Raw genomic sequence first — 22469 nt, 5'->3', positions numbered from 1 at the left:
GTCGGTTTTGTTATAGCTAAAGTTTCAGTTAACAAGTTGCTTTAAATTTCTTTCTTATTTGATTGTTCTTATTGGTTAATAGAGTCGAGCCGTATCATATGACCAAACTTTTCGTTCTGATGTCTTCGTTTTTCAGTCTTGCGCTTCTGGCGTTTTCTCCGCTTTCCCTGGCTCAGCCGCACAGTGTTCAGCTGCGCGCCTCCGAGCCTCACGTAGGCCGGTCGCTGATGCTCGAAGGCGAACTGTTCCGCCCCGAGGGCGAGGGCCCCTTTCCGGCGATTGTCCTGATGCATGGCTGCGGGGGTTGGCAGCCGGCGGTCCGGCAAGGCTTGCGTGCGCATGCCGACTATCTGCGCGAGCAGGGTTTCGTGGTGCTCAATCTCGACAGTTTCGGCCCGCGCCATTACGGCGGCGGTAAGTTGTGCTCCAACAATCCCGCCTTGTACGAAGCGCTCAACTACCGAACGCACGATGCCTTCGATGCGATGCGCTATCTGGCCGGGCAGGATTTTGTCGCAGCGGACAATATCTTCCTGATGGGACAGAGCAATGGCGGGGCGGTCGCCATTCGCGCAGCCAAGCGCTCGGCTGCGCAGCGCTATGGCCAGGGCGAGCCGGCGTTTCGTGGTGTGGTCGCCTATTACCCCTGGTGTGGCGAACTGGGGCGCTCGCGCGTCGAGCTGGGGGCGCCGCTGCTGATTCTCGCCGGCGGGCGGGACAACTGGGTGCCGGCGCGCGAATGCCTGGGGGTGCGAGGCGAGGGCGCGCCGCTGGACGTCAAGGTGTACCCGAACGCGGTGCATTCGTTCGACCTCGATCTGCCGCCACAGAGCTTCGCCGGCAAGCGGATCGGCGGCGATCCGGTGGCCACCGCAGACAGTCGCACGCGGATGTTGCGGTTCCTTGTCGGCAATCTCACGCCCGCCCAGCAGCTGGCCTACGCGGCACGACACGGACGGGAAGTCGCCAGCAACTGATCAGTAGTCGAACGGCAGGCCCGGTTCGAAGGAGATCAGCGTGTAGGTGATGCGCCCGTGCGGGAACTCGGCCTGCAGGTACACCGGGCCGCAGAGGCGGTCGAGCCGGCAATGCAGGCGCGAGGGCAACCAGGGCAGGGCGCTGGTCGTCTCGCTGACCACGGCCAGTCCGCGGCCTTCGCCGTCCGGTGCCGCCGTACAGTGGCAGCGGCTACGCACGAAAGGCTTGGATCGATAGGGCGCGAGGAACAGCGCGAGATCGGCTGGCAGCCGCGAGCTCAGCAAGGGTGTCAGGTCATCCCATTTCATTCCCGGGCCAGCGGCATAGGGCACCGTTGGCACGGCGAGGGCGAGTAGCCAGAGCAACGGCTGGCAGTCCCGCTGCAGCTCGGCGACACGCCAGGCATCGGCAGCCAGTTGCACGACCAGGGCTCCGCCGCGTTCGCCGCGCAGCAAGTGCTGGCCGGCCGTATCGAGCGTGATGCGGACCCGTTCGGTATCCCCCTGGCGCCGCAATACCTGCCGCGGCAGTTGGCCTTCGGTCTCGATGCTCCACACCGCCACGCCGGGAGCGGCACTGGCCAGCAGCGCCTGGGCGGCCGGGTTGGCTGGTGCTGGCGAGACCAGCGTGCCCTGCGATGGCAGCCCGGCCGAATGCCAGTGCAGGAAAGGCTGCTCGGCATCGGGCGCGGAGAGGAAGTTGGCCAGCCGGAACGGCAGCGTCGGTGCGCTGGGCTCGCCTCCGGTCTGGCATTGCAGGTGCACATGCGGCGCCGGTGAGCGCCCCGAGTTGCCCAGCCGGGCAATGAATGCCCCGGCTTCCACGCGGCTGCCGGGGGCCACCCGGATCGAGCCCTGCTGCAGGTGCGCGAGCAATGCCCAGCCGCCCTGGTCCAGGCGAATCGTCACGTAGTTGCCCCAGTTCTGCGCATAGTTGCAGATGCCGATCGGGTTGTCGGCGATACCGTCCTGTACGCGCTCGACGAAGCCGGATGCCGGCGCCATCACCAGGCCGTCGAAGGGGCCGGGCTCGGCGACCGCGATGGGCTGGAAATCCAGCGCATGCCGCCAAGGCCCGGCATGGCTCAGCGTGCCGTCCTCGCCCTGGGCGATCCGCGAGCGGCCGAATAGCGGCACGATCACGAACGGCCCGTTGCCACCGGAGCGACGCGACCAGTAGTCGAGCTGCTGCCAGGCGCTCTCCGGCGGCTCGTGCAGGGAGTGATTGCGCCGCACCAGGTAGCTTTCCGCGCTCCCCAGCGCGCTGAGCGCCACCCAGATCGTCAGCGCCGAGGCCAGCGGCAGATAGCCGAAGGCGGTGTAGGGCGACAGGTGCTGCAGCCCGGCGGCAAGCAGTGCGGCGCTGGCGCCGCCAAGCGCAGCCAGCGCCAGGCTGATGCGGCTGGGCACGAAGAACACGGCACCCAGCGCGGCACCGGCGAGAAACGAGTTGTAGGCCGTCGGCATCCAGTAGAACAGCACGCCCTGCTGGTTGAGCTGCACCGCAGTGACGATGCCGGCGATCCAGCCGATGGTCCCGGCGAGGAAGGCCAGACGCGACCAGAGCAGGATAGCCAGCGCGATGATCATGCCGATGCCCAGGGTCGGCGAAAAGAGCAGCGCTCCGAGCGTACGGAAATAGGTGACGAGCCATTGCTGCGGGGTTTCCGGCACGGGCCACCACTGCATCGCGGCCATCGCCGAAAGCGTCCAGTGGGGAAAGATGGCGAACAGGAATACCGAGACCAGGCAGTAGCTCACCACCAGCGGCGGCAAGCTGGCCCTGAGCAGCGTGCGCAGCATCGCGGTGGCGAGCACGGTGGTAGCGATGACGGTGCTCGCCACGACCAGGATCGGCGCCTCGACGGCCAGCCCGGCGAACTCGGTCAGCCAGGCGGCGGCCACCGCCGAGAGCAGGGCGTTGGCCTTGAGGTTGCCCTCGGCCGCGGAGTTGTCGCGGATCTGGAACAGCCGCAGGATGCCTTCGGCCAGTACCGTGCCGAACAGCGCGAAAGCGGCGAAGCGCAGGTTCTGAAACAGCCCCAGCCAGAGCAGCGCGCCGAGCCACGGGTGCGGAATGAGGAACGCCCCGCCGAGCGCGGGGCCAAGGATTGACACCAGCGGCGTGGAGAAACGATGCGCGGCTCTGAGCGAGCCGCCCGACAGCGCGGTCTCGTTCTGCGGTGCGTTCATCAGCGTTCAGCCAGGTGGTCGGGCAGGCGCTCGAGTCGCTGCACCTCTTCGAGCGTCTCGGCGAGACGGATCAGGTGCGCAGTCCCGTCTTCGCCAATCAGCACCACGGCCGGACGATAGGCGATGAACTGCATCGACTGGCTGAGGTTGTAGGCGCCGACCGGGTGAAGGCTGAGTACGTCGCCGACCTCCAGCGGAGGCAGGTCGACATAGTCGCGGATCACGTCGATCGCCATGCACAGCGAGCCGTACAGGCGTGACGGCATCGGCGGCTTGTCGATCAGGCGTGACGGGCGCACCTCGAAGCGATACCAGGCGGCGGTGTAGAGCAGATTGATGCCGGCATCGAGGATGTAGTTGACCTTTGAATCCTCGCCGGCGATCAGCTGTTCCTTGTAGTCGCGCGCCGACAGGCTGTCCTGCTCGGCACGCGAGCGGTGCACGCCCTTCACCGCGACGACGCTGGTGAGCAGATAGCCGGCTTCGTCCACCAGATGCCGACCGGTTTCCAGGCGCAGCAGCGGCCGCTTCTTCTCCGGCAGCCGGTTGAGCACCTCGGTGATGGCATCGGCATAGGCTTCGATCGGCGGCACCACCTGTTCGGCCGGGCCGGTCATGCCGTGCAGCAGGCTGTTGGACGGGAAGCCGCCACCCAGGTCGAGGCAGTCGATCAGGTGGCCGTGCTTGCGTTCGAGCGCATCGCGCAGTGCCAGCAGCTTCTGCGTGGCGGTGCGGTAGGCGGCCGGCTCGAGGATGTAGGTGCCGATGTGCGTATGCAGCGTATGCAGGCGCAGCGCGGGATTGCGCACGATGCGCTCGGCGGCGCGTTCGGCTTCGCCGTTGGCCAGGGCGAAGCCGAACTTCGACCACACCGGGCGAATGCCGGCGTCGAGCCATACGCGGATGCCGACGTCGAGCGGTTGCCGGCGCTTTTCCACCAGCTTCTCGATCAGGTTCAGCTCGTCCCAGTTGTCGACGTGCAGCAGCGCGCCTTCTTCGATGGCGCGCTCGAGGATGGCGCGTGGCTTGTAGGGGCCGTTGAAGAGGATTTCCGGGCCGGCAAAGCCGAGGTCGCGGGCCTTCTCGTATTCGAAGTCCGAGACCACCTCGGCGAGCCAGCCTTCCTGGCGCAGGATCTGGCAGATGCCCTTGAGCGGGTTGGTCTTGAGCGACCAGGCGAAGCTGGTGCGCGGATAGCGCTGCTTGAAGGCCTCGCGCGCGTGCCGCGCCTTGTGCCGCAGCGCATGTTCGGAGAAGACGAACAGCGGCGAGCCGAACTCGGCGACCAGCGCCGGGATCGGGTTGCCGTCGATCTCGAACAGCGCTGGCGTCTGCACGCCACGGGCAAAGTAGTTGCGTTCGGCGGCCGCGTTCGGGCGGTTGCTGCCCAGCTCGTCGCTGATGATCGGTTGGCTGTAATTCTGGGTCACGTTCTGTCACCTCGAGTGGGGCACACGCCGGCGACCGGCGTGCCCGTGCGGCAGCCGGAAATGGTCATCTGCGCGACTTCGGCGATATGGGTCACGACATCGATACTGTGGCGAATGAACATCTGCCCCGGCTCGCATGGCGGCAGCGCGGCGGGCGTCAGGCCCATGAGCCATTCGAGCAGCAGCGCCGGCATGTTGCAGTCGATCTGGGAGGGGAAATCGACCCAGGCCGGGAAGCGCGGATTCATCTCGAACAGGGCATGCGGCTGGCCGGGCACCTTGATGAATTCCAGCTCGAACGGGCCCGCCCAGCGCAGCGCCGAGATGATCCGCTCGACCTGTCGATCGAGCGCCGGATCGGCGATCACCACCCCGGCGAAGCCCTTGCCGGCCGAGGTGCGCAGCATCTTGCGGATCGAGCACGAAGCCAGCAGCCCACCCTGGCCGTCACCTACGCCAAGCACGTCGTACTCCTCGCCGACGGCCATTTCCTGCACCAGCACCGGAGTGCCCCAGACGCTGGCGATGGCATTGAAGGCCTCGTACAGCTCCTTGGGGGTGGTGGCCAGGTGCGCTTCGTAGAAGCGGCCCTTGACGTACACCGGGTAGCCGATCTGCAGCGCCAGCGCGGCGAGCGTGTCGGCGTCGGCGGCCGCCAGTGTGCGTGGCGTGGGGACGTCCAGCGGCTGGCAGAAGCGATAGAGGTTGGCCTTGGCGCGGTCGTCGAGCGCCCGCTGGCTGGGCAGCACGCAGGCGATACCGCGTGCCTCGAGTGCCGGCTGCAGTTCGATGTAGTTGTCCAGCTCCGAGTCCAGGCAGGGAATCAGGTAGTCGATCGGTTCGCTCTGGAGGATTTCGTCCAGGCGATCGAGCGTCGCCTGTGCGCCGGCGCCCGGAAACGGCATGAGGTAGGCGACATCCGGCCGCCCGCCGTCATGACAGTAGAGCGCGCTTTCCAGCGGGTCGTATGACAGCCCGATGACGTGCAGATCGGCGAAGCGGCGACGCAGGCTGGCGGCGACGGCGGCGCCCGGCTGGGGGTTGTTGCCGCGGTGCAGGCCGGTGATGGCGACCCTGATCATGATGCCTTCCTCGCCGCCTCGAACAGGCGGCCGAGCGGCTCCAGGGCTGCCAGGCTGTTGAGAAACAGCTGGGCGTCGCGTGCGGCCGTCGCGCTGTCGAGTGCGTAGTGGGCCTGCAGGCGCCGCGGAAGCTCCTCGGGTGTCGCGCCGGCAATCAGGGCGCGCAGCATGAAGCTGGCGCTGGGATTAAGCCGATGGAACATGCCCGATACGCTGTCGAAGACGAACTCGTCGTCATAGAACCGCAGGCGCTCGGAAAGCGGACCGGACTGCTCGCCGGCGGAGGAGGGCTGGGTCGACATGCTGTGCACCTGCCGTACGAACTGCGAAAAGGCCCGTGATGCTCTTCACAAAATAGCGGCGTTTTGCCGTCACAGCTTGTTATTTATCACCGCCCGCAGGGCGTTTTGGATTTTTTTCATCGCCCATTGATGGGAATCAAATGGCCATCAAAATGCCTCTTCCGGCTTAAGTAGCTGGGACTAATCTCCGTGTGATGAGTGCTTGTCTTGAACGGGCCTGACGGCGGGTCCGATAGGAGGTCGATGATGTACACACGGCAGAAAAACCTGTTCGCGCTGTCGGCAATGGCCGCGGCCCTGCTGCTCTCGGGGTGTGCGAACAAACTGGTCATCGCCTCGCACGCGCGGCTGACCACGCTTGACCCGATCACCAGCACCGCGTACGTGACGCGCAGCCACGGCTACATGGTTTACGACACGCTGTTCGCGCTCGACGAAAACCTGCGGCAGCGCCCGCAGATGGCGGAAACCTGGACCTCTTCGAGCGACCTCAAGACCTGGCACATCAAGCTGCGCGAAGGCCTGCAATGGCATGACGGTACGCCGGTCACCGCCGAGGACTGCGTCGCCTCGCTGCAGCGTTGGGGCAAGCGTGACGGCGCCGGCCAGCAGCTGTTCCGCAACGTCGAGCGCATCAGCATCGACGATCCGCACACCTTCACCATCGTGCTGCGCGAGCCTGATGTCGGCATCATCCGCACGCTGGGCAAGGTCTCGGTAAACGTTCCGTTCATGATGCCCAAGCGCCTGGCGCAGACCGACGCCTTCACGCCGATTACCGAAGCCACTGGCTCCGGCCCGTTCGTCTATCAGCCCGAGCGATCGACGGCGGACAAGGCCGTCTATGTGCGCAACCCGAACTACAAGCCGCGGCACGACCCGCAGTCGCAGGCCGCCGGCGCCAAGGTGGCGGGCGTCGATGTCGTCGAGTGGCGTTACTACCCGATGCAGCAGGAAGCCGTGCAGCGGCTGCTCGACGGCCGCGTCGACTATGTCGAGTCGCCCTCCACCCGCCTGGTGTCGATGATGGAGGACAAGGCGGACGTGACGGTCGCCTCGACCGACCCGCTGGGCAACGTGGCCATGGCACGCTTCAACCACCAGCAGGCCCCGTTCGACAATCCGGGCGTGCGCCGTGCGGTGCTGATGGCGATGAAACAGGACGCCTACATGTCCGCGGCGCTCGGTGACGCGCGCTACTGGCGCAATTGCTATTCGGTGTTTCCCTGCGGTACGCCGCTGGCCAACGAGGCCGGTAGCGAGGTGATGAAGCAGGGCGATCTCGGCGCCGCCCGCAAGGCCCTGGCCGCGGCGGGCTATGACGGCACGCCGGTGGTGCTGCTCAACCCCGTCGATATGCCGGTGATGACCGCCTTTACCCAGGTGACGGCGAACCTGCTCAAGCAGTTGGGCATGACCGTCGAGGTGCGCGACATGGACTGGGCGACCATGCTGCAACAGCGCGAAAGTCGGGCGCCGGTCGCAGAGGGTGGCTGGAGCATGTTCCACACCTGGTGGAACGCGGCGGATCTGTCCGATACCTCGGCCATTGCCTTCTCCGGCGATCCGCAGAACGGTTGGTTCGGCTGGGCTGACGACGCCGAACTCGAACGCCTGCGGGCCAAGGCGGCCAACGCCAGCGGTGCCGAAAAGCAGGCCCTGGCGCGAGAGATCCAGCAGCGCTTGTGGAATGACGGCGCCTTTGCCGTGCTCGGGCAGTTCTTCGAGCCGGTCGCCTTCCGCAGCGACCTGCAGGGCATCACCTCGCCGATGCAGTTCTACTGGGGCGTCTCGCACGCCAAGTGAGTGCAGCGCGCCGGCAAGGCCCGCCGTGATGGCGGGCCTTGCCGTTTTCGGGCTACTGCCCCGGCTCGGGACGCAGCCAGCCGGCCAGGTCGAAAAACAGCTCGCCGAGTTCGCGGAACTCGCCGGCCGCCGGGCTCCAACGGTCGACCAGGTGGTAGTGCCCGCCGCGCTGGCCTTCGATGACCCACTGCCCGCCGTGCACGCCGTAGAGCGTGCCCGAGGTCGGCAGGTGCCAGAAGTCGGCGCGCTGCAGGGCCTTTCGCAGGCGCTGCCAGTCCTCGGTGGTCAGGCGCTGCAGAGAGCGGGCGAGCGGCTCGCCGGGTTCGGCCCAGCCCCAGCCCGAGAGCTGGGCGGCGGCCAGCGTGGCGCCCTCGCCGTCGGCGGACACGCGGATCACCACCGGGTGGGCCAGGTTATTGAGCCAGAGCAGCCGATAGCTCTCTGCGGCCTCGGCCGGCGCGCAGGCCAGCGACGGTTCGCCCAGACGCTGCAACGGAGCGGCATAGCGGCGCCGGCGCAGTTCGTCCGAGGCGGGGTATTGGCTGGGAAACAGACCGGCGGGGAAATACGACGCTTCGTCCGCGCAGGAGCGACCGGGCGTCTGCGCGCAGCCGGCCAGGCCCAGCAGCGCAAACCCTCCGAGAATGATCACCGCTCGCCAGCCCTTGCCCGTCATGCTCGACACCTCCGCGCGGTATGGAAGGCCAATGTGCCTCGCTCGACCGGCGACAGGACTGATCCGGCTCAACGACGTGCCAGATGCGAGATAGGCATTAATCCTGTTCCGTTATAGCAAAAGGCTTACAAGACGCGACGGCGTTCTGCGCTGCCCCTGCCACTGACCGCCGGCTAATCTATGCCCATCTCTGAAGCGCAGGACGCGCTCGGGATCATGGATGACAGGCCATTGCCAGGACGGCGCCCCGAATGGATTCGGAATGGTCAGAAAAAACCCGCCTCGGCGGGTTTTTTGCTTTCCGGCCCAAGGGCTAGGAATGCACGCACCAGCTCACCGCGTCGCGCGGCACGCCGCATTCGTCGATCGCGTGGATCATGCCGGTGGCCAGCGCGGCTTCCGGCTCGAGGATACGCGGCGAGGCCTTCAGATAATCGGGGATGTCCAGCGGCTCGCGCGCGCCCTGGGTGCGTTCCTCGACGATGCGCGCATAGAGCACCAGGTCTTCGTCCAGGCTCATCGCGTATTCGGACATCCGTGCATGGTCGACCGAGCCATGCAGCGTCCAGTGGAACGGGTGGAAGAGGAACTTGCTGTGCCGGCACGCCGTGCGCCGCTCGCCAGCGAGAAAGATGATGTTGCCCATCGATTCCACGGTGCCCAGGTTGTGCGTGTGCACCGGGATCGGCAGCGCCATCAGGAAGTTGTACATGGAAAAGCCGTAGCTGCATTCGCCGCCCATGGTGGCGATCTTGATGACCAGGCGGGAGGCGCCGTCCTGGACCGCTTGCGAGCATTTGGCGATGAGCTGGCCGCAGGTCGCCGAATTGATCGGCGCGGTGAAGTTGACGATATGAACGGTCATGATTCGACTTCTTGTGTTGCGAGCGATGGGTCAGCCAGTGAGGCGGGCGGCAGGCCCGCCTCGTGGCGCTCTAGTGGGCTTCGCCGTAGCCCTTCATCACGTCCGCCATGTTGCCGTACTGCTGCTCCGGCATACGTTCGAGGACGTCGACGACATCCTGCTCGGCGCCGTTCTGCCTGGCGTGCTGGAGCAGGTCCTGTTTGTTTGCAGGGTAGTCGATACCCTTGAGGTAGGTTGCCACGTTAGCGGGTGATTCGCCGCCTACTCCGCGCGTCATGCTGACCTCCTAGGGATGCTGGCGAGCGGACGAGAGGCCCGCTCGCGGGTGGATGACATCAGCTGTTGTGGCCGCCTCCGCTGTGCTGGCCGCCCTTGCGCCCGGCTTCGGAAGCCTTTTCGCGGTCATTGGCAAAATTGCCGCCGCTGTTCTGCCCACCTTTGCGACCCGCTTGCGCGGCGCGCTCGGGATCATTCTTGAAGTTGCCGCCACTGGCCTGGCCGCCCTTGCTTCCGATGTCCTGATAGAACTCCTTGTCGTGGCTTGCGGCGGTCGCCTCTCCACCTTTGCGGCCCGCTTCGTTCACGCTCATGCTGTCTTTCTTGTCAGCCATTGGGTCCCCCAGAAAATTGGATCGACAAAGTCGGACGATGCCTTTCGCGTCGTCACACCTGTTCTGAAAGAGTCCGGCAGGCCAAGTTCAGCCGCCTGAGACGAGTGGTAAATGGCCTTGCGCCATGCCCTTGGCGCTTGCGCTAGGCCTGTTCCTCGGCCAGCTGCGCGATCTCTCCGATCAGCCATTGCAGTGCGGCATCGTTCTGCCGTTGCGCCACGCTGACCAGGTCCAGCTGGAAAGGCCCGAGTGCGAAGGGCAGGTCCAGCAATGCCAGCGGCATGAGCGCGGCGAAGTGCCGGGCCAGCCGTGTCGGCAAGACCACCGCCAGGTCGCTGGCCGCGACGACGTGCGGCGCCTGCAGATAGCTCGGCGTGGTGTACACGACCTCGCGGCTCAGGCCCTGCTCCTGAAGCCACAGGTCGACCATGCCGCGGGTCTGGCCGCCGTGTACCCAGAGGTGCCGCAGCTGCAGGAAAGCCGGTAGATCAAGTGGCCGTTGGGCCAGCGGGTGCCCCTTGCGCAGCACCACCTGCAGGCCTTCGCTGGCCCAGCGGCGGGTCTGGAAGCGGGTCGGCACCTCGAGGAAACGGCCCAGCGCCAGGTCGATTTCGCCGCGGTCGAGCGCCTCGGCCGGCAGCGTCGGGGTGAGCGGCTCGATCGCCAGTCGGACGCCCGGCGCCACCTGGGCCAGGCGCTTCATCAGCGCCGGCATGCACAGCAGCTCGACGTAGTCGGTGACGGCTACGGTGAAATGCGCCTGGCTGCTGGCCGGATCGAACAGGTCGCCGGCATTGAGCGAATCCTCGATGCGTGCAAGCGCGTCGCGGATCGGCAACTCGAGGCCGAGCGCCCGCGGCGTTGGCTGCATGCTGCGGCCGACGCGAACCAGCAGCGGATCGTCGAGCAATTCGCGCAAACGCCCCAGCGCATTGCTCACCGCCGGCTGGCTGAGGGACAGGCGTTGCGCAGCGCGTGAGACGTTGCGCTCGCGCAGCAGGGCGTCGAGCACCTTCAGCAGATTAAGATCGAAGCCAGATATATTCACTTGGTGAATCCAAACCATCACAAGACAAAATTTCAAAAATAGTACCGGCTTCGTCTAAGGTTGGTCTCCTGTTTTTCGCCCCTGCGATGAGGATCGTGCAATGCAGCAAACCCGCTACGACATCCACTGCGCCGCCGTCATCGGCGCCGGAACCATGGGCCGCGGTATCGCCATGAGCCTGGCCAGTGCCGGCATCGAGGTGCTGTGGCTGGACAAGGACGCACAGATGCTCGAGCAGGCGCTGGGCGTGGTCGCCGACACCTTTGCCCACAACGTGCGCCAGGGGCGTATCGACGAGGGCGAAGCGGCTGCCCGGCGCCAGCGTATCCGGCCGGTCGCCGGCTACGCGGAGCTGGCCGAGGTCGATCTGGTGATCGAGGCGGTCTACGAGAACCTGGCGCTCAAGCAGGCGATCTTCGGCGAGCTGGATGGCGTGGTTCGCGCCGGTGCGATCCTTGCCAGCAATACCTCGGCGCTGGATATCGATGCCATCGCCGCCGTCACCAAGCGTCCCGAGCAGGTGCTGGGCCTGCACTTCTTCAGCCCGGCGCACATCATGAAGCTGCTGGAAATCGTCCGCGGCGCGCAGACCGACAAGGCCGTGCTGGACGCCGCGCTCGAGCTGGGCCGCCGCATGGGCAAGGTGGCGGTGGTCTCCGGCAATTGCCCGGGCTTCATCGGCAACCGCATGCTCAAGACCTACGTGAGCGAGGCGCGCGCCATGCTGCTCGAAGGTGCCTACCCGCACCAGGTGGACGCCGCCCTGCAGGGCTTTGGTTTCGCCATGGGGCCGTTCCGCATGTACGACGTGGTCGGCATCGACCTCGAATGGCGTGCCCGCGAGCTGGCCGGCCAGGGGCAGGACGATCCGCTGGTGCAGGTCGACAACCGCCTCTGCGCGCTCGGCCGCTTCGGCCAGAAGAGTCGCATGGGCTATTACCGCTACGCCGAAGGCAGCCGCCAGGCCGAACACGACCCCGAGGTCGATGCGCTGGTGCAGCAGATCGCCGAACGGCTGGGCTATCAGCGCCGCGCGATCGGCGCCGAGGAGATCGTTGAGCGCTGCTTGCTGGCGCTGGTCAACGAGGGCGCGAAGATCCTCGAGGAAGGCATCGCGGCCAACAGCCACGATGTCGACCTGGTGTACCTGAATGGTTATGGCTTCCCGGCCGACAAGGGCGGGCCGATGGCCTGGGCCGACGCGCAGGGTGTGACCGGCATTCGCGATCGTCTGCTGGCGCTGCAGGAACGCTTCGGCGCGCACTGGCAGCCGGCCGCGCTGATCGAACGCCTCGCGGCTGAAGGCAAGCGATTCAGCGACGTGCAGGAGGGCCGCGCATGAACTACGTGGCCCCGCTGCGCGACATGCGCTTCAACCTGCACGAACTGTTCGACGTCAGCGCGCACTGCGAACGGCTTGGCAATGGCCTGGATCGCGAGCTGATCGATGGCGTACTGGAGGAAGCGGCGCGCTATACCGGCGGCGAGATCGCCCCGCTCAATCGCAACAGCGATGAAGAAGGCGTGACCCTGGAGAACGGCGAGGTGCGCACGCCGCAGGGCTTCGTCGAGGCCTACCGGCAATACGTCGACAATGGCTGGGCGAGCATGACCGGGCCGACCGAATATGGTGGCCAGGGCTTTCCGCAGCTGGTGGCGTGCAACTTCCACGAGATGCTGATGGCCGCTTCGCTGTCCTTTCGCATCTACTCGGGCCTGACCGAGGGCGCGGTGCTGGCGTTGTACAAGCACGGCAGCGAGGCGCTGAAGAACGCCTATCTGGAGAAACTGGTCAGCGGACGCTGGAGCGGCACCATGTGCCTGACCGAACCGCAGGCCGGCACCGACCTCGCGCTGCTGCGCACCAGGGCCGAACCGCAGGCGGACGGCAGCTACAGGGTCACTGGCAGCAAGATCTTCATCTCCGGCGGCGAGCACGACATGAGCGAGAACATCGTGCACCTGGTGCTGGCCCGTCTGCCGGATGCGCCGGCCGGGGTGAAGGGCATCAGCCTGTTGCTGGTGCCCAAGTTCATCGCCAACGCCGACGGCACCCCGGGCGAGCGTAACGCACTGGCCTGCGGCGCCATCGAGCACAAGATGGGCATCAAGGGCGCGGCAACCTGCGTGATGAACTTCGACGGCGCCACCGGCTGGATCGTCGGCGAGCCGAACCAGGGCCTGGCGTGCATGTTCACGATGATGAACGACGCACGCTTCCAGGTCGGCCTGCAGGGGCTGGGCATCGCCGAGCAGGCCTACCAGGGCGCCCTGGCCTATGCCCGAGAGCGGCTGCAGTCGCGCTCGCTGGCAGGCGCGGCGCACCCGGACAAGCCGGCCGACCCGATCATCGTGCACCCGGACGTGCGGCGCATGCTGCTGACGCAGAAGACGCTGGTCGAGGGCAGCCGCATGCTCGCCGCCTACTGCGCGCGCGAGCTGGACCTCGAACACGGCCACCCGGATGCGGCGGCCCGCAAGGCCGCCGGCAAGCGCGCGGCGCTGCTGATTCCGATCGTCAAAGCCTTCTTCACCGACATGGGCCAGGAAGTCGCCAGCCTCGGCGTGCAGGTCTATGGCGGTCATGGCTATATCCGCGAGTGGGGCATGGAGCAGCTGATGCGCGACAGCCGCATCACCCAGCTCTATGAGGGCACCAACGGCATCCAGGCACTGGACCTGATCCGCCGCAAGCTGATGGGCGATGGCGGCGCCGAGCTGAAGGCGATCGCGGACGAGTTCCTGGCCCTGTGCGACGCGTTGGCAGACGTCCAGGCGCTGGCCGATCTGGTCGCGCCGGTGCGGGCGCGCCTGCAGGAGTGGCGCGCGCTGACCGATGAGGTGCTGGCCCGTATCGCGCAGGATCCGCAGGAGATCGGCGCGGTGTCGGTGGATTTTCTCCAGTATTCGTCCTACGTCTTATTGGCCGGGCTCTGGCTGAAAGCCGCCGGCCGCGCCCAGCAGGTGCTGGCGGCGGGCAGCGACGAGGCCGCGTTCTACGACGCCAAGCTGCACAGCGCGCGCTTCTACGTGCGACGCGTGCTGCCGCGTGCCAGTGCGCATCGCGAGGCGCTGCTCGGCGGGGCGGACTGCCTGATGGCGATGCCGGAGGCGCAGTTCGCGTTTTGATCTGTGCCTGATGCGCTCAATGCGTGTTCCCGCCAGGTCGGCGGGCGTGGCCGCCCCGTTCGCCAGCAAGCTGGCTCCTACAGGTGAGCGGCCTCTGGCCGTTTTCGTACCAACCAGGCCCGCGTTGCCTTTCGTAGGAGCCAGCTTGCTGGCGAAGCGTCCAACGCTCAAATCCTCCCCCCGCGGGGAGGCGGTCTTTTCTGGAATAAGGAGGCACCGATGCACCCGTTCAGTTTCGCCACCACCGCCCAACTGATCTGCGAGCCGGGCTCGGCCAAGCGCCTGGCCAGCCTGTGCCGTGAGCGCGAAGCGCGCTCGGTATTGATCGTCACCGACCCGGGCATCACCCGCCTGGGCCTGCTCGACCGGGTGCTGCCGGGCTTCGCGGCCGAGGGGGTAGAGGTCGCGGTGTATGACCAGGTGCTGGCCGACCCGCCGGAATCCGTCATCCTGGCGGCGGTGGAGCAGGCGCGGGCGCAGCAGGCGGGGCTGATCGTCGGCTTCGGTGGCGGCAGCTCGATGGACGTCGCCAAGCTGGTCGCGCTGCTGGCGCACCCGGACAACAGCCAGACCCTGCAGGACATCTACGGCGTCGGCAACGCCAAAGGCCAGCGCCTGCCGCTGATCCAGGTGCCGACGACCGCCGGCACGGGTTCGGAAGTGACGCAGATCGCGATCGTCACCACCGGCGAGACGACCAAGATGGGCGTTGTCTCGCCCTTGCTGCTGCCCGACCTGGCCCTGCTCGATGCGGACCTGACGCTCGGCCTGCCGCCGGCGGTGACGGCGGCGACCGGAATCGACGCCATGGTGCATGCCATCGAGGCCTACACCAGTGCGCTGAAGAAAAACCCGCTGTCCGACCTGCTGGCCTGCGAAGCGCTGCGGCTGTTGTCGGACAACCTCGAAGAGGTGGTGCGCAACGGCACCAACCGCGAGGCGCGCCAGGCCATGCTGCTGGGTGCCTGCCTGGCCGGACAGGCGTTCGCCAATGCGCCGGTTGCCGCGGTGCATGCGCTGGCCTATCCGCTGGGCGGCAACTTCCATATTCCGCACGGGCTGTCCAACGCGCTGGTTCTGCCCCATGTGCTGCGCTTCAATCTCGAGGCCGCCCGGCCACTGTACCGCGAGCTGGCGCCGATCCTGCTGGGCGCACGCCTGCAGGCCGGACGCTGTGCCGCCGAGCAGCTGATCGAGACGTTCGACCAGCTCAGCGCCCAGGTCGGCCTGCCCACGCGCCTGCGCGACGCCGGCGTGCCCGAGGCGATGCTGCCGCAGCTGGCGCGCGAGGCGATGCAGCAGCAACGGCTGCTGGTGAACAATCCGCGCGAAGTCACCGAGGCCGACGCGCTGGCGATCTACCGCGCGGCCTATTGACCGACGCTCGACATTCAGGAGGCGGCGATGACCGCGCAACCGAAACGCCTGCGTAGCGATTACCGGCACTTTCAGCCGATCACCACGCGCTGGCACGACAACGATATCTACGGGCACGTCAACAACGTGACCTACTACGGATTCTTCGACACGGCGGTCAACACCTATCTGATCCAGCAGGGCGGGCTGGATATCCATGGCGGGGAGGTGGTGGGGTTCGTGGTCAGCTCGTCGTGCGACTACTTCGCCTCGATCAGCTTTCCCGACCTGATCGAGGTCGGTGTGAGGGTCGCCCAGCTGGGCAATTCGTCGGTGCAGTACGAGTTGGCGATCTTTCGCCAGGGCGAGCATGAAGCCTGTGCCGCCGGGCGTTTCGTGCATGTCTTCGTGCGCCGGGCCGACAACCGGCCGACGCCGATACCCGAGCGTCTGCGCGGTGCACTGGAGGCGCTGGCCTGAAACGAAAAAAGGGCCGGCAGCGCAGTGCTGGCCGGCCCTCGACAGGCGGTTGATGCTCAGCGGTGATGCTTGTGCCACTTGTGCTTGTAGTGGCCCTTGCCCGGATGACCGTAACGGTAGCGTTCGCGGTAGCCGCGGCCATCGCGATAGTCGTCGTCATCGTCGCCATAGGCATTGCCCAGTGCACCGCCGGCACCACCGCCCACGGCCGCGCCGATCAGCCCGCCGGTGCTGCCGCCGACCCGCTGGCCGATGACGTTGCCGCCAGCCGCGCCGAGGCCGCCGCCGAGCGCCGCTTCGGTGCGGCTGCGCTTGTCCGCGCCGATGGCGCCACCGGCGGCGCCGCCGACCCCGGCGCCAATCGCGGCGCCGGTGGTGCCACCCAGATGTTCCCCGACGACCGAGCCCAATGCCCCGCCGAGCGCGCCGCCCACGGCCGCCTCGGTATTGCTACCGGCAAACGCGGTGCCGCTGAGCAGGCTCGCAGACAACAGCAGAATCGACGAATACTTCATAGGAAAACCCCGATTGGTGGATTGCGCCGCGATCTGAACCCGTAACGCCGCCGTCCACAAGCATTCATCGATAAATTGCGTGAGCCATCTCTCGATTGACAAGTATTTGAAATAGTTGAGGAACTTGGTCGCAAGCGAAGCGGTCAGAGGCCATTCGGCTTGCGCTGCCGTGGGCGCTAGGCGCCGGGTTCGGCGGGGCTGTAGACCCGTGGCTCGCTGTGGTGCGGCAGGTGGATCAGGTTGAGGTTGTGCTGCTGTGCCCAGCGCGCGGCCAGCCCGGTCGGTGCCGACAGGCTGACCAGGGTGCCGATGCCGGCGCGCTGCACCTTGTGGATCAGTTCCAGGCTGCAGCGGCTGGTGACGATCGCCAGACCGCCGGCAGCCTCGAGCCGCTGCCGCGCCAGCGCACCGATCAGCTTGTCCAGTGCGTTATGCCGGCCGATGTCCTCGCGCGCCAGCCGGATCTCGCCGCTGGCGTCCATGAACAGCGCACAGTGCACCGCGCCGCAGTCGTGCGCCAGGGGCTGGAAGGCCGCGATGCGCTGGCGCAGACCGTTCAGATAGCCTGGCTCGGGCAAGGCCGAAGGTGGCAGCGGTGCCAGCCGCGGCAGCGCCTGTTCGAGCGCCTCGACTCCGCACAGGCCGCAGCTGCTGGTACCCGGCAGGCCGCGGCGCTGCTGCTTGAGCCGCCAGAAGGCGCGGCTGGATATCTCGACCTCGGCCTGCCGCGCGCTACGGGTGCCGCTGAGACGGAGGTCGTAGATCTCGCCGCGGTGCTCGACGATGCCGGCGCCCAGGCTGAAGCCGACCACGAAATCCTCGAGATCGGCCGGCGAGACCATCATCACCGCCTGGCTGATGCCGTTGTAGGCCAGCGCCAGGGCGCATTCCTCGGCGAGCTCGACCGGCTGCTCGGCCGGCTCGCCAAGAGCGTGGAAGTGATAGCGACGACTCGCGCCAACCGGCACGGCATCGACGACTTTCAGGTTGGCACGGGCAGCGGATCTCATGGCGTAAACGTCAGACAGGGCACGGGTTCAATTGTGAACCCGGGCTGCCGGCGAACGTTCCGCGCCCGGCGATGGCCGGTCGCGCTGGCGCTAGGCGTCCCTGCCGGCGGCGAGCATGTCGCGCACGTGCTGGGCCAGGGCATCGACGCTGAACGGCTTGCTGATCATGTCCATGCCCTGTTCGAGAAAGCCCGAACTGGCAGCCTGCTCGGCGTAGCCGGTCATGAACAGCACCGGCAGCTCGGGGCGGTGCTGGCGGGCGATGTCGGCCAGCTGGCGGCCGTTCATGCCGGGCAGACCGACGTCGGTAACCAGCAGGTCGATGTGTTCGCTGCTTTCGAGGATGCGCGCTGCGGCGCGCGGTTCGGCGGCCTCGATCGCGCAGTATCCGAGCATGCCGAGCACATCGAGGACCAGCAGGCGCACGGCCGGGTCGTCCTCGACCACCAGCACGGTTTCGCCTTGTTGCGCCTGTGGTGCTTCGCTTGCCTGGCGCAGGTCCTCGGCCGGCAGCGTCAGCTGCGGATGCACCGGCAGGTACAGGCGTACCTCGGTGCCCTGGCCCGGCTCGCTGTCGATCAGCACATGGCCGCCGGCCTGGCGGGCGAAACCGTAGATCATCGACAGGCCGAGGCCCGTGCCCTGGCCGATCGGCTTGGTGGTGAAGAACGGTTCGAAGGCGCTGGCCAGTACCTTGGCACTCATGCCGCAGCCGCTGTCGATCACGCTCAGCGTCACGTAGGGGCCGGCTTCCAGGTCGCCGACTTCGCCATCGCGCCGCAGCTCGACGTTCGCCGTGGCGATGCACAGGGTGCCGCCGTCGGGCATCGCGTCGCGCGCGTTGATCACCAGGTTGAGCAGTGCGCTTTCGAGCTGGTTTTCGTCGCTGATCGCCGGCAACAGATCGGTGGTCAGCTGGGTATCGATGCGGATGTGGCTGCCGAGCGTGCGCACCAGCAGGTCGTGCATCGACACGATCAGGCCGTTGAGCTCGACCCGGCGCAGGTTCAGCGGTTGCCGGCGGGCAAAGGCCAGCAGGCGATGGGTCAGGGCGGCGGCGCGATTGGCCGAGGTGAACGCGGCCTCGATGAAACGGCCGGTTTCCAGGTGGCGGCCCGACTGGTTGTAGCGCTGAATCAGCTCCAGGCCGCCAATGATGCCGGTGAGCATGTTGTTGAAGTCATGGGCGATGCCGCCGGTCAGCTGGCCGACCGCCTCCATCTTCTGCGCCTGGCGCAAGGCCTCCTGCGCCTGCTCGCGGCTGGCCATTTCCTTGAGCAGGCGTTCGTAGACCTGCGCCAGCGCCTCGGTGCGCTCCTGGATGCGGCTTTCGAGCGTCTCGTTCAGCTCGCGCAGCGCCTGCTCGGCCTTCCAGCGTTCGGTCACGTCGATGGCCATGGCGAAGAAGCCGCGCACCTTGCCCTGCTCGTCGTGCCTGGGCAGGTATTGCACCAGGGCGTGTCGAGCCGAGCCGTCGCAGTGCGGCGCATAGGCTTCGAAGTTCACCGGCTCGCCGGCCAGCGCCCGCTGGATGGCGGACTCGCGGATCAGATAGGCCTTGTCGCCGATCACCTCGCGCACGGTCTTGCCGTACAGCCACTGCGGTGAATGACCGAACCAGTCCTCGTAGTGACGATTGTTGAAGCGGAATCGCTGCTGGTCGTCGACATAGCCGATGAGGATGGGCAGCGAGTCGGTGATCGCCTTGATCTCCGTCTCGCTCTTGCGCAGCGCCTGCTCGCTGGCGTGCTGGCGGGTAATGTCCATCACCGCGCCGGTGAAGTGCAGCGCCTCGTCGCCGTCGCGCTGACAGCGGCCGCGTGCCTGGGCCCAGCGCGGCGTCTCGTGCGCAGCGGCGAGCCGATAACGCTCGTTGAAGGGGCCGCCCTGGCGCAGGCAGCGTTCGACGGCCTGGCGCACCGCGCTGCGGTCCTCCGGGTGGATGTGCGCGAAGAAGTCCTGGACGTGGAAGCCCTGTTGCCCGGCCTCGCTACGCTCGTCCAGGCGCGACAGCAGCTCCAGTTCCTGGCCGGGCAGCGCGCGGTTGGCATCCCAGTCCCAGATGCCGATCAGGTCGCTGGCCTCGAGCGCCAATTGCAGCCGGCGCACGCTGTGGCGCTGGAAGTCGGCGTCCAGCTGGTGGCGCAGCGCGGCCTGCGACAGGCGTTCTTCGGTGCGGATCTGCTGGGTGGTCTCACGCAGGCACAGCAGTAATCCGCAGATGCCGCCTTCGCTGCCGCGAATGGGGCTCAGGGCGAGGTCGAACCAGGCGTCGTAGGCCTGGCCGTCGCGCTCTAGGCGCAGCCGTTCGCTTTCCAGCAGACGGGCCTCGCCACGGCGCGCGCGGTCGCAGGCCGGTGCCAGCAGCGCCCAGCTCTCCTGCCAGCCGCGGCAAGCCGGCGCTCCCAGCTCGGCCGGATGGCGGCTGCCGATGAGACGGGCGTGTGCGTCGTTGTAGAGCTGGATGTCCGCCTCGCCCCAGAGAATGCACATCGGCAACGGGGCTTCGAGTACCGTCTCGACCAGCAGGCGCAGCGTGGCTGGCCATGCCTCGGGCGCGCCGAGCGGCGTCGCGGTCCAGTCGTGCCGGCGAATCCGTTCGCCCATTTCGCTCTCGCTGTGCGGCCAGCGCTGCGCTAATGCCATGCGTTCTCCATCCCTTTGCACCGGGCTCGACGGCCCCTGGTTCGCTTTGTATCAGCTGCAGGTCGCGCGACCTGCAGCGGGCGGTGTCAATCGAACGTCCGTTGTCGAACGACCCGCCAGTCATCTGGCGCAGAGTGTAATGATTTCGGCCCGCTGCCGCTGCTGTTTCGTCTAGCCGGCGGCCTCCAGGCTTTGCACCAGATCACGGTAATCGTCCACGGCGGCGAATTCCTCGGTGTCCTTGGCGCCGCGTCGGCTGTCGGGCTCGCGCACCGCCAGCAGATGCGCCACGCCGAAGCGCCCCGCACTGCGCAGGATCGGCAGGCTGTCGTCGATGAACAGCGCGCGACCCGGCTCGAACGCGATGTCCTGCTTCAGCGCATGCCAGAACTGCGCCTCCTCCTTCGGGTAACCATAGTCGTGCGAGCTGATCAGGCGATCGAACCAGGGCGCCAGCTCGACGCGCTCGAGCTTGAGCGAGAGCGAATCGCGGTGGGCGTTGGTGATCAGCACGACCCGCTTGCGCGCCTGGCGCAGCGCGGCGAGGAAGGTATCGGCCGCCGGGCGCAGGGCGATCAGGTGGGCGATCTCGCGCTTCATCTCGCGGATCGGGAGGTCCAGCTCGCGCGTCCAGTAGTCCAGGCAGTACCAGGTCAGGCGGCCCTGGTGCTCGTTGAACAGCGGACCGAGCTCGAGCTCGGCCATCGCCTGGCTGATGCCGTGGCGTTCGGCGTAGCGGGCCGGAAGAAACTCGAGCCAGAAATGGTTATCGAAATGCAGGTCCAGCAGGGTTCCGTCCATGTCCAGCAGGACGGTGTCTATCTCGCGCCAGGGCAGGTTGGCAGTCATGGCAGGCTCGCGGCAGGTGGCGGATCGGCGGTGCGTTCGCTGGCAAAGCGCTCGCAGCCGCCGCGAAAAAGCCGGGTTATGATAGCCCCTCGCGTTTGCAGGAGTGCCCCATGCGCCAGAAACCCACCGTGCTCGCTCGTGAGATCGTTGCCAGCAGCCGCCTGTTCCGCGTCGAGGAGCTGCAGCTGCGGTTCTCCAACGGCGTGGAGCGCACCTACGAACGCCTGGTCAGTCGGGGTTCGGGCTATGGCGCGGTGATGATCGTCGCCATGGCCGATGCGCGCAGCGTGCTGCTGGTCGAGGAATATTGCGGCGGAACCGACAGCTACGAGCTGTCGCTGCCCAAGGGGCTGATCGAGCCCGGCGAGGATGTACTCGAGGCGGCCAATCGCGAGCTGAAGGAGGAAGCCGGCTTTGGCGCCCGTCAGCTGGAGTTTCTCGCCGAGCTGTCGCTGTCGCCCGGTTACATGAGCCAGAAGATCCAGGTGGTCCTTGCGCGCGACCTGTATGTCGAGCACCTGCCCGGCGACGAGCCGGAGCCGATGCGTGTCGAGCGCTTCGACCTGGCCGAGCTGTCGAGCCTCGTGCAGCACCCGCAGTTCAGCGAGGGGCGGGCGCTGGCCGCGCTGTACCTGGCGCGCGATCTACTGACCCAACGCGGGGAGTTCGCCGCATGAGCCATCCCTATCTGCCTTCGGTCATCGAGCTGGTGCGCAAGGCCGGCGATGCGATTCTGCCGCACTGGCGCCGCGAGCTCGCGGTTACCGCCAAGGCCGACGACTCGCCGGTGACCGCGGCCGACCTGGCGGCGCACGATGTGCTCGTCGAGGGGCTGCGAGCGCTCGATGGCGGCATTCCGGTGCTGTCCGAAGAGGACTGCCAGCTGCCGCTGACCGAGCGGGCCGGCTGGCAGCGCTGGTGGCTGGTCGATCCGCTGGACGGCACCAAGGAGTTCATTGCCGGCAGCGACGAGTTCACCGTCAACGTGGCGCTGATCGAGCGTGGCGTGGTGCGCTTCGGCGTGGTCGGCATCCCCGCCAGCGGGCGTTGCTACTACGGTGGCGCCGAGTTCGGCGCCTGGCGCAGCGAGGCCGATGGCAGCAGCCAGCCGCTGCGTGTGCGGCAGGCGCCGCATGAGCGCTTCACCCTGGTCGCCAGCCGTCGGCACAGCAGCCCGGCGCAGGAGCACCTGGTCAGCAGCCTGCGCGAGCGCTTCGGTGACCTGGCGCTGGCCAACGTCGGCAGCTCGCTGAAGTTCTGCCTGCTGGCCGAAGGCAAGGCCGACTGCTACCCGCGCCTGGCGCCGACCTCGCAGTGGGACACGGCGGCCGCCCAGGGTGTGCTCGAAGGTGCCGGCGGCGAGGTCATCGAGGTCACTGGTGCGCCGCTTCGCTACGCGGCGCGCGAGGGCTACCTGAACCCATCGTTTCTCGCCCTGCCCAAGGGTGTCGACTGGCGTGCGCGCCTGCTGGAGCTGGCGCAGCACGCCTGACC

At 67.2% G+C, this 22469-nt stretch carries 20 protein-coding genes and 1 pseudogene; 8 read left to right on the top strand and 13 right to left on the bottom strand.

What is annotated here, in order from left to right:
- Positions 1-227: 227 nt before the first annotated feature.
- Complete coding sequence (locus CL52_RS19070; protein WP_158485401.1) at positions 228-977, top strand: dienelactone hydrolase family protein; 750 nt, start codon at positions 228-230, stop codon at positions 975-977.
- On the opposite strand, the gene CL52_RS19065 is transcribed toward CL52_RS19070, so the two are convergent.
- Genes CL52_RS19065 through CL52_RS19050 form a run of 4 tightly spaced genes read right to left on the bottom strand, consistent with a single transcriptional unit; the run spans position 978 to position 5984 of the window.
- Entirely contained in the window at positions 978-3170 is a 2193-nt protein-coding gene (locus CL52_RS19065; protein WP_043222497.1) for an urea transporter, read from the bottom strand.
- Complete coding sequence (locus CL52_RS19060; protein WP_041109576.1) at positions 3170-4600, bottom strand: alanine racemase; 1431 nt, start codon at positions 4598-4600, stop codon at positions 3170-3172. The genes CL52_RS19065 and CL52_RS19060 overlap by 1 nt, the downstream gene beginning before the upstream one ends.
- Positions 4597-5682 carry an ATP-grasp domain-containing protein gene (locus CL52_RS19055; protein WP_052264601.1) on the bottom strand — a complete coding sequence of 362 codons (1086 nt, stop codon included), beginning with the start codon at positions 5680-5682 and terminating at the stop codon, positions 4597-4599. Before CL52_RS19055 ends, CL52_RS19060 begins: the two co-directional genes overlap by 4 nt.
- The gene (locus tag CL52_RS19050; protein ID WP_043222494.1) at positions 5679-5984 is read right to left on the bottom strand and encodes a PqqD family protein; all 306 of its coding nucleotides are present in this window, start codon (positions 5982-5984) and stop codon (positions 5679-5681) included. Before CL52_RS19050 ends, CL52_RS19055 begins: the two co-directional genes overlap by 4 nt.
- 246 nt (positions 5985-6230) lie before the next feature.
- On the opposite strand from CL52_RS19050, the gene CL52_RS19045 reads away from it, so the two are divergent.
- On the top strand, positions 6231-7790 hold the full coding sequence (locus tag CL52_RS19045; RefSeq protein WP_043222492.1) for an ABC transporter substrate-binding protein: 1560 nt from the start codon (positions 6231-6233) through the stop codon (positions 7788-7790).
- A 52-nt stretch (positions 7791-7842) separates the two neighbouring features.
- Here the strand turns inward: CL52_RS19045 and CL52_RS19040 are convergent, their stop codons facing one another.
- The 5 genes and pseudogenes from CL52_RS19040 to CL52_RS19020 form a co-directional block, all read right to left on the bottom strand.
- Positions 7843-8466 carry a hypothetical protein gene (locus tag CL52_RS19040; protein WP_041109581.1) on the bottom strand — a complete coding sequence of 208 codons (624 nt, stop codon included), beginning with the start codon at positions 8464-8466 and terminating at the stop codon, positions 7843-7845.
- 313 nt (positions 8467-8779) lie between these two features.
- On the bottom strand, positions 8780-9334 hold the full coding sequence (locus CL52_RS19035) for an ATP-dependent Clp protease proteolytic subunit (protein ID WP_256363852.1): 555 nt from the start codon (positions 9332-9334) through the stop codon (positions 8780-8782).
- Positions 9335-9401: 67 nt separating this feature from the next.
- Positions 9402-9608 carry a DUF2795 domain-containing protein gene (locus tag CL52_RS19030; protein ID WP_041109585.1) on the bottom strand — a complete coding sequence of 69 codons (207 nt, stop codon included), beginning with the start codon at positions 9606-9608 and terminating at the stop codon, positions 9402-9404.
- 73 nt (positions 9609-9681) lie between these two features.
- Positions 9682-9942, bottom strand: a pseudogene (locus CL52_RS19025) (con-10 family general stress protein); the annotation flags it as partial.
- A 142-nt stretch (positions 9943-10084) separates the two neighbouring features.
- Positions 10085-10990, bottom strand: a complete 906-nt coding sequence (locus CL52_RS19020) for a LysR family transcriptional regulator (protein WP_043223338.1) — start codon at positions 10988-10990, stop codon at positions 10085-10087.
- 100 nt (positions 10991-11090) lie between these two features.
- Between CL52_RS19020 and CL52_RS19015 the strand changes: the two genes are divergently transcribed.
- From CL52_RS19015 to CL52_RS19000, 4 genes are all read left to right on the top strand, one after another.
- A complete protein-coding gene (locus CL52_RS19015) occupies positions 11091-12332 on the top strand; it encodes a 3-hydroxyacyl-CoA dehydrogenase (RefSeq protein WP_043222487.1) in 1242 nt (413 codons plus the stop codon).
- Complete coding sequence (locus CL52_RS19010; protein WP_043222484.1) at positions 12329-14119, top strand: acyl-CoA dehydrogenase C-terminal domain-containing protein; 1791 nt, start codon at positions 12329-12331, stop codon at positions 14117-14119. Before CL52_RS19015 ends, CL52_RS19010 begins: the two co-directional genes overlap by 4 nt.
- A 219-nt stretch (positions 14120-14338) precedes the next feature.
- Entirely contained in the window at positions 14339-15496 is a 1158-nt protein-coding gene (locus CL52_RS19005) for an iron-containing alcohol dehydrogenase (RefSeq protein ID WP_043222482.1), read from the top strand.
- Between the two features lie 27 nt (positions 15497-15523).
- Complete coding sequence (locus tag CL52_RS19000) at positions 15524-15955, top strand: acyl-CoA thioesterase (RefSeq protein ID WP_043222480.1); 432 nt, start codon at positions 15524-15526, stop codon at positions 15953-15955.
- Between the two features lie 56 nt (positions 15956-16011).
- On the opposite strand, the gene CL52_RS18995 is transcribed toward CL52_RS19000, so the two are convergent.
- The 4 genes from CL52_RS18995 to yrfG form a co-directional block, all read right to left on the bottom strand.
- On the bottom strand, positions 16012-16470 hold the full coding sequence (locus CL52_RS18995; protein WP_043222478.1) for a YMGG-like glycine zipper-containing protein: 459 nt from the start codon (positions 16468-16470) through the stop codon (positions 16012-16014).
- A 176-nt stretch (positions 16471-16646) separates the two neighbouring features.
- Complete coding sequence (gene fdhD, locus CL52_RS18990; RefSeq protein ID WP_043222476.1) at positions 16647-17480, bottom strand: formate dehydrogenase accessory sulfurtransferase FdhD; 834 nt, start codon at positions 17478-17480, stop codon at positions 16647-16649.
- 90 nt (positions 17481-17570) lie between these two features.
- Positions 17571-20126 (bottom strand): PAS domain-containing hybrid sensor histidine kinase/response regulator, encoded by a 2556-nt coding sequence (locus tag CL52_RS18985; protein WP_043222474.1) that lies wholly within the window; start codon positions 20124-20126, stop codon positions 17571-17573.
- A 171-nt stretch (positions 20127-20297) separates the two neighbouring features.
- The gene (gene yrfG, locus CL52_RS18980; RefSeq protein ID WP_041108478.1) at positions 20298-20975 is read right to left on the bottom strand and encodes a GMP/IMP nucleotidase; all 678 of its coding nucleotides are present in this window, start codon (positions 20973-20975) and stop codon (positions 20298-20300) included.
- Positions 20976-21085: 110 nt separating this feature from the next.
- On the opposite strand from yrfG, the gene nudE reads away from it, so the two are divergent.
- Positions 21086-21652, top strand: a complete 567-nt coding sequence (nudE, locus tag CL52_RS18975; RefSeq protein ID WP_041108476.1) for an ADP compounds hydrolase NudE — start codon at positions 21086-21088, stop codon at positions 21650-21652.
- Positions 21649-22467, top strand: coding sequence for a 3'(2'),5'-bisphosphate nucleotidase CysQ (gene cysQ, locus CL52_RS18970; RefSeq protein WP_043222472.1), 819 nt, complete (start codon positions 21649-21651; stop codon positions 22465-22467). Before nudE ends, cysQ begins: the two co-directional genes overlap by 4 nt.
- The last annotated feature ends 2 nt before the right edge of the window (positions 22468-22469 follow it).

Source organism: Stutzerimonas balearica DSM 6083 (assembly GCF_000818015.1).
GTDB lineage: Bacteria > Pseudomonadota > Gammaproteobacteria > Pseudomonadales > Pseudomonadaceae > Stutzerimonas > Stutzerimonas balearica.
Note: the sequence above shows the minus strand (reverse complement) of the source record. Positions and strands in the feature narration are given on the sequence as shown.